This window comes from Rhizobacter sp., from assembly GCF_035702065.1.
Classification (GTDB): domain Bacteria; phylum Pseudomonadota; class Gammaproteobacteria; order Burkholderiales; family Burkholderiaceae_C; genus Rhizobacter.
This window is the reverse complement of sequence record NZ_DASSRA010000379.1, coordinates 1-6,579: the sequence shown is the minus strand read 5'-3', so window position 1 is coordinate 6,579 and position 6,579 is coordinate 1. Positions and strand designations below refer to the sequence as shown.

The window sequence follows — 6,579 nt, the reverse complement described above, 5'->3', positions numbered from 1 at the left end:
AAGCGCATCTTCGTCACCTTCTCGGCCGGGGTCACGGCCTATCGCCCGGGCGAGCGCATCGAAATGGCCCTGGAACGGGCCGATGAAGCCCTGTACGAAGCCAAGCGCACCGGAAAGAACAGAACTTGTGTAGGCTGATCGGTCTCTGAGCCAAGAAGGAGATTGAGATGAGCACTTCAGCGTGCAGCCTTGCGCGATCGACTCTGTATGCCGCGTCTGCCGGCACCTTGCTGCTGGCGGGTTGTGCTTCGCCGCAGCTCGATGCGCAATGGGCCGACCCCGAGCTGTCCGCCGGCAACCCGCTGAGAGGTGCGCGGGTGCTGGTGGTCTGCGAAGCGCCTGACCTGGTCCTGCGGCGTGTCTGCCAGGATGCGCTGGTCTACCAGCTGGGGCTCGCCGGTGCCACGCCGGTTCCAGCGCCCGACGTCGCCGGCAACCCGGCGCCCGGGCAGTACATCACGGCGGCCAAGACCGCAGGCGCCAAGGCTGCGCTGGTATCGACGGTGTCGCAAAGCAGCACCGTGGTCAGCCCCGGCTTCTCGATCGGCTTCGGGATGGGCGGCTATGGAAGCAGTGGCGGGGGTGGTGTCGGCGTCTCCGCACCGGTGGGCGGTGGGGCGGTTTCCAACGGCTATGCGGCCAACGGCACCATCACCGATGCCGCGAGCGGCCGCGTGATGTGGACAGGCCGTGCCAGTGCGCCCCCTTCGAACGACGTGAACGGCCAGATGGCCGAGCTGGCCCGGATCGTCGTCACCACAGCCAAGGGCGCGGGCCTCTTCTAGCAGCGGCCGGTTACGAGCCGAAACGCCATGGCGGCGTGGCCGAAGAGCGCTGCCGGGTTCCGGCGACACAATCAGCGCTCCTCACCACAACGGCATCGCTCATGGGCCTGACACTCGCTCTCCTGGTCATCGTCGCACTCGTCGTGGCAGCGTTGTACGCGCTGAACCGCAAGATGGGCGCGACACCCAAGGAGGCGCCGAGGCGCAGGCGGCTCATGACGACCAGCGCGCAATCGATGTACACGCGGCTGCGTGAGGCCTATCCGGAGCACGTCGTGCTGGCCAGGGTGTCGTTCTCGTCCTTGCTCACTGCCACCCACCGGCGCACGCGCGACACCTTCAACCGCAAGGTGGCGGACTTCGTGCTGTGCAACAAGGCCTTCGAGGTGCTGGCCGTGATCGAGATGGACGACCCCAGCCGCAAGGACAACGGCGAGGCCGACGCGAGGGCCGAACTGCTGCTGACGGATGCGGGCTACACCGTCTTGCGCTTCAAGACCGTGCCGGACATCGCGACGCTCAAGGCCGAAGTCACTGCGCACGCGAAGTGACAGCCATAGAACTGGCGGAGGCGGTGAGATTCGAACTCACGAACGGTTGCCCGTTGCCGGTTTTCAAGACCGGTGCAATCGACCACTCTGCCACACCTCCGGAAGTGCGCGATTGTAGTCACCCAGGCCGCTGCGCCTGTTCGCACTCCACCTGAATCACCTCGCGCGCGCCATCGTCGACGCGCACGGCCGTGAGCCTGCCGCCCCACACGCAGCCGGTGTCGATGGCGAGCAGGTCGGGGCGGTTCACCAAGCCCAGCGTCGACCAGTGCCCGAACGCCATCGGCACACCCGCGGTCTGCCGGTGCGGCGCTTCGAACCACGGGTAGCGGCCGGGGGGCGCGGTGCTGGCGCTTTCCTTGGTCTTGAAGTCCAGCGTGCCGTCGGCACTGCAGAAGCGCACGCGCGTGAGCACGTTCACCGCGAAGCGCAGCCGGTCGTTGCCTTGCAGGCCGGGTTCCCAGCGCGAAGGCTCGTTGCCGTACATCACGTGCAGGAAGTCCGCCAGATCGGGTGCCCGCAGGCACTGCTCCACCTCGCCCGCCAGTTGCAGTGTGGTGGGCGCATCCCACTGCGGAGGCACGCCGGCATGCACCATCAGCCAGCCGTGGGCCTGGACGGCCATGCGCTGCTGGCGCAGCCAGTCGAGCAGGGCGGCGCGGTCGGGAGCTTGCAGCACGGCGTCGAGCGTGTCGCCGCGGCCGGGCGGGCGCACGCCATGGGCGGCGGCCAGCAGGTGCAGGTCGTGGTTGCCCAGCAGGCAGGTGGCGGCTCCGCCCAGGCCATGCAGGCGACGCAGGGTGGCCAGCGAGGCGGGGCCGCGGTTCACCAGGTCGCCCAGGAAGAAGGCATGGTCGCGCGAAGGAGAGAAGCCGATGCGTGCGAACAGCCGCTCCAGGGCGTCGCAGCAGCCTTGCAGGTCGCCGATGAGGTAGTTCATGCCGGCATTCTGAAGCCAGTCACTGCGCCGCAAGCCCACTCTGCTACGCTTGCCCGCTTCTTGGTAACGGCGTTCCGGGCGGGCCCCGGTTCATGGAAACAGCTCTTCTTGTCTTTCTGATCCTGCTCAACGGGTTGTTCGCCATGTCGGAGATGGCGCTCACCGCAAGCCGCCGGGCGCGGCTGCAGGTGATGGTGGAAGCCGGTGACTCCGGCGCGCAGGTCGCGATGGACCTGCACGAGAACCCGACCAAGTTCCTCTCCACGGTGCAGATTGGCATCACCTCGATCGGCGTGCTCAACGGCATCGTCGGCGAAGCGGCCTTCTCCGACCCGCTGGCCGAGTGGCTGAGCGGCAGTTTCGGGGTCTCGGCCAAGATGGCTGCCATTTCGGCCACGGCGCTCGTGGTGATGTGCATCACCTTCCTCACCATCATCTTCGGCGAGCTGGTGCCCAAGCGACTGGGGCAGATGTACCCCGAGACGGTGGCCCGCCTGGTGGCCTACCCGATGGAATGGCTCTCGCTGATCGCGCGGCCCTTCGTCAAGCTGCTCTCGTGGTGTACCGAGGCCACATTGCGCCTGATGGGCATCCGCGGCGGCCCGAGCCGGGCCGTGACCGAAGAAGAGATCGCCGCCAGCCTCGAAGAAGGCCTGGACGCCGGGGTGATCGAAGCGCAGGAGCACCAGATTGTGCGCAACGTGTTCCGCCTCGACGACCGCACGGTGGGCTCGATGATGATCCCGCGCACCGACATTGTCTGGCTCGACGCCGCGGCCTCGCCCGATGCCGTACTGCGCGCCATGGCGCACCAGGAGCATTCGCGCTATCCCGTGTGTCGCGGCGGTCTGAGCGATGTGCTGGGCGTGGTCACGGCGCAGACGCTGCTGCAGCAGCAGATGCAGGGCCAGCCGCTGTCGCTCACCGAGAAGCTGCAGCCGCCGGTGTTCGTGCCTGAGACGCTGTCGGGCATGGAGCTGCTGGAGCAGTTCCGTGCCTCCAGCTCGCAGCTGGTGTTCGTGGTCGACGAGTACGGCGAGGTGCAAGGCGTGATCACCGTGCGCGACGTGTTGGAGGCCATCACCGGCGAGTTCACCACGCCGGCCGCCGATGACGCCTGGGCCATTCGCCGAGAAGACGGCAGCTGGCTGTTCGACGGCCTGATCCCTGTACCCGAACTGAAGGACCGGCTGAGCCTGAAAGAGCTGCCCGAAGAAGACCGCGGCCGCTACAACACGCTGGCCGGCATGGTGATGCTGCTGCTGGGCCGCCTGCCGCAGACCACCGATTCGGTGGAGTGGGAAGGCTGGCGCTTCGAGGTGGTCGACCTCGACGGCAAGCGTGTCGACAAGGTGCTGGCCACGGCGCTGCAGAACAGCCCTCAGTCGGCCTGAGCTCGTTCCGCCGGGCGCACCACGGGCCCGTGCATTCGCACTGGCCTGCGGGTGCGGAAAAACGGCCCGAAAGCGTGAGCCCGCCGCACAATGGCCGCCAAGCACTGCCGCACGTGACATGAACAAGCCCGGCTCCACTGTCTCCAGCACCCCCGGTGTGGTCGCGCTCGCCGAGCTGTTGCACCGGGCCGAAGAGGCGGCCGCACGCGACGAGCATGCCCACGGCATCGAACTGGCCCTGCAGGCGGAAGCGCTGGCGCGCCAGTCGCAAGATGCGGACAGCCTGGCGCAGGCGCTGCGCCTGCTGGTGACACTGAACAGCCGTGAAGGCCTCGCGGAGCAGGCGGTGGCGGCCGGCCAGGCCGTGCTCCCGCGGCTGCGCGAAACGGGCGACGACGCTGCGCGTGCCGACGTGCTGTGCGACATGGCCATGGCCTTCCTCGACCTGGGTCTGAACCAGGAGGCGCTGGACCACATCAGCGAGAGCGTCGAAGCCGCCCGCGCCAGCGGCGATGCGCGCCTGCTGTGCCTGGCCTACAACCGCGTGGGGCTGACCAAGTCGCACCTCGGCCGCTACGAGGAGGGCGAGCGCTTTCTGGCCGAATCGCTCGCGATGGCGCGCGAGCTGCAGAACGAAGAAGAGATCTACCGGGCGCTGACCAACCTGGGCGTGGTGGCTTCGGATGCCTTCGATGCCCACGAATCGCGCGGCGAACGCCAGGCCTCGCGCGAGGCCATCGAGCGCGCGCGCCGCCATGGCGAAGAAGCGCTGATCGTCGCCCGCCGCTCGGGCAATGCCTACCGAGAGGCGCTGACCTTGTCCAACCTGGGCCGCTACCTCGGCGTGAGCGGCCAGGAGAAGGCTGCGTTCACGCTGATGGACCACGCCCGCGCGCTCGCCATGCAGCACGGGCACCGCTCCCTGGTGCTGGCTTGCGACGGCAACCGCGCCGAACTGCTGGTGCGACAGCAGCGCTACGACGAGGCCATCCCGATCCTCCACGGGGTGCTGGCCGGTGCGCAGGAGCTGTACGCCAACGCCATGGTGCAAGACCTGCACCTGCAGCTCTACCTCGCGCACAAGGCCCGTGGTGACCTGGCCGAGGCGCTGACGCACCACGAGGCCTACCACGCGCTCACCAAGGAGCAGCTCACACAGCGCAATGACGCACAGTCGCGTCTGATGATGAACCGGCTGGAGCTCGACCAGGCCCGCTTCGGCGCCGAGCGCTCGCGCATGGAGGCTGAGCTGCAGCGTGTGCGTGCCGAGCAGATGTCGGCCGAGGCCGAGCGCCTGCAGGCGCAGGCCCGCGAGTTGCGCCGCTACGTGCTGGCCGACCCGCTCACCGGCCTGGGCAACCGGCGCCAGGTGGAGCGCGAGTTGCCGCGCCTGATGTCGCACAGCGTGCGCAAGGGCGTGCCGCTGGCGGTGGTGGCACTCGACGTCGATTCGTTCAAGCAGGTGAACGACGGCTTCGGCCACGCGGTCGGTGACGCGGTGCTCACCGCGCTCGCCGACCTGTTCCGCGCGCGCGTGCGCGGGGGCGACCTCATCGCCCGCATGGGCGGCGAAGAGTTCCTGATCGTGTTCGACCAGGCTTCGCTCGAATGGTCCCGCGAGGCGTGTGAGCGTCTGCGCCAGGCGGTGGAAAGCCACGCCTGGGAACGGATCGCACCCGGGTTGAAGGTGACGGTCAGCCTCGGGCTGTGGGTGGGTGATGCGCGCTGCGAGATGGCCCAGCTGCTCGAGCGGGCCGACGCTGCGCTGTACCAGGCCAAGAACGAAGGCCGCAACCGGGTGGTGGTGGCGGCCTTCTAAGGGTGACTTACGAGCGAGAGACGCTCAGGCGGTTCTCGCGCTGCGGGCCACGCCGCATCAGGCCCTTGTCGGCCTGCAGCTGCTGCGGGCGCTCCAGCCCGCTGCTCGGTGCGGCCGGGCAGGTGCCGGTGGCGATGTAGTCCAGCGTGGCGGCCAGCATGCCTTCGCTGAGGTCGCCCAGCGGTTTGCTCAGGTCGTCCGCCACCGCGCAGCCAGGCACGCCGGTGGCGCCGCTGCCGCCCGGTACGAAGCCGCTGGCGTAGTCGCCGAAGCCCTTGTCGTTGACGCCCTTGAACTCGATCGGGAAGTACGAGATTCCGCAGTTGTCTTGGGCGGTGAAGCCATAGGGCTTGCCGCAGGTGGTGCTGCCGATCTGCCGCACGTCGACATCGGCGCCGCGCAGGCCGTTGATGATGGCTTCGCTCGCCGAGCAGGTGCCCGCGCGCGTGATGACGTGCACTCGGCCGAGGTCGAGCGTGGGCAGCGGCGCGACGTTCGTGCAGCGGTAGTTCGCGTCCATGATGCAGGAACTGCTGGCGAAGCCCATGCGCGAGCTCGAGCTGCTGTTCTCGGCCACCCGCTTGGCGTTGTAGACGGTGCGCTCGAACACCTTGTTGGCCGTGCGCGTGGGGCCGGCAACCATGTAGGCCAGCTCGCTGGCGATGTAGAGGTAGCCGCCACCGTTGTAGCGCAGGTCGAGCACCAGCTCGCTCACGTTGGCCGCACGCAGCCGGTTGATGGCGGCGATGAGCTGCGCCTCGGACGGCGCCACGTGGTCGTGGAAGACCAGATAACCGACCTGGGTGCCGTTGCCGGTGGTGATCACCGTGTCCAGCGGCACGGGCGTCATGGTCACACTGGCCGAGGTGAGCGGTGCCGAGATCGTGCCGGCGGTGCCTGCGCGGGTGAACACCAGCTGGTGTGATTCGCCGGTGCTCATGGGGTACATGGCGAGCTGGCGCGTGTCGTCTGCCGCGCTGCCGCTGGCGGCGTCGGCCGAGGCGCCGTCGGCGCTGACGAGCGTGTCGCCGCGCCGCAGGCCGGCCGCCGCGGCAGGCGAACCGGGCTGCACGTAGGCGATGCGGATGTT

The 6,579-nt window shown here is 68.6% G+C and carries 7 protein-coding genes and 1 tRNA gene; 5 read left to right on the top strand and 3 right to left on the bottom strand.

The window, feature by feature from the left end:
- The first annotated feature begins 6 nt into the window (after nucleotides 1-6).
- From VFL64_RS16745 to VFL64_RS16735, 3 genes are all read left to right on the top strand, one after another.
- Complete coding sequence (locus VFL64_RS16745) at nucleotides 7-138, top strand: diguanylate cyclase domain-containing protein (RefSeq protein WP_489541514.1); 132 nt, start codon at nucleotides 7-9, stop codon at nucleotides 136-138.
- A gap of 29 nt (nucleotides 139-167) precedes the next feature.
- Nucleotides 168-785 carry a hypothetical protein gene (locus VFL64_RS16740; RefSeq protein ID WP_489541513.1) on the top strand — a complete coding sequence of 206 codons (618 nt, stop codon included), beginning with the start codon at nucleotides 168-170 and terminating at the stop codon, nucleotides 783-785.
- 101 nt (nucleotides 786-886) lie between these two features.
- Nucleotides 887-1,336 carry a DUF2726 domain-containing protein gene (locus tag VFL64_RS16735; RefSeq protein ID WP_489541512.1) on the top strand — a complete coding sequence of 150 codons (450 nt, stop codon included), beginning with the start codon at nucleotides 887-889 and terminating at the stop codon, nucleotides 1,334-1,336.
- A 12-nt stretch (nucleotides 1,337-1,348) separates the two neighbouring features.
- On the opposite strand, the gene VFL64_RS16730 is transcribed toward VFL64_RS16735, so the two are convergent.
- A tRNA-Ser gene (locus VFL64_RS16730) sits at nucleotides 1,349-1,436 on the bottom strand.
- 18 nt (nucleotides 1,437-1,454) lie between these two features.
- Entirely contained in the window at nucleotides 1,455-2,276 is an 822-nt protein-coding gene (locus VFL64_RS16725; RefSeq protein ID WP_489541511.1) for a symmetrical bis(5'-nucleosyl)-tetraphosphatase, read from the bottom strand.
- A 92-nt stretch (nucleotides 2,277-2,368) separates the two neighbouring features.
- Here VFL64_RS16725 and VFL64_RS16720 point away from each other — a divergent pair, with 92 nt between their 5' ends.
- Complete coding sequence (locus tag VFL64_RS16720) at nucleotides 2,369-3,670, top strand: hemolysin family protein (protein ID WP_489541510.1); 1,302 nt, start codon at nucleotides 2,369-2,371, stop codon at nucleotides 3,668-3,670.
- Between the two features lie 118 nt (nucleotides 3,671-3,788).
- Nucleotides 3,789-5,489, top strand: a complete 1,701-nt coding sequence (locus tag VFL64_RS16715) for a diguanylate cyclase (RefSeq protein ID WP_489541509.1) — start codon at nucleotides 3,789-3,791, stop codon at nucleotides 5,487-5,489.
- 7 nt (nucleotides 5,490-5,496) lie between these two features.
- On the opposite strand, the gene VFL64_RS16710 is transcribed toward VFL64_RS16715, so the two are convergent.
- Nucleotides 5,497-6,579: S41 family peptidase (locus VFL64_RS16710; RefSeq protein ID WP_489541508.1), on the bottom strand; the 1,083-nt coding region annotated here is incomplete at its 5' end.

Excerpts from the sequence above, each read along its gene's own strand:
- VFL64_RS16740 (WP_489541513.1), top strand. The coding sequence starts at position 168 with ATGAGCACTTCAGCGTGCAGCCTTGCGCGATCGACTCTGTATGCCGCG.
- VFL64_RS16735 (WP_489541512.1), top strand. The coding sequence starts at position 887 with ATGGGCCTGACACTCGCTCTCCTGGTCATCGTCGCACTCGTCGTGGCA.
- VFL64_RS16725 (WP_489541511.1), bottom strand. The coding sequence starts at position 2,276 with ATGAACTACCTCATCGGCGACCTGCAAGGCTGCTGCGACGCCCTGGAG.
- VFL64_RS16720 (WP_489541510.1), top strand. The coding sequence starts at position 2,369 with ATGGAAACAGCTCTTCTTGTCTTTCTGATCCTGCTCAACGGGTTGTTC.
- VFL64_RS16715 (WP_489541509.1), top strand. The coding sequence starts at position 3,789 with ATGAACAAGCCCGGCTCCACTGTCTCCAGCACCCCCGGTGTGGTCGCG.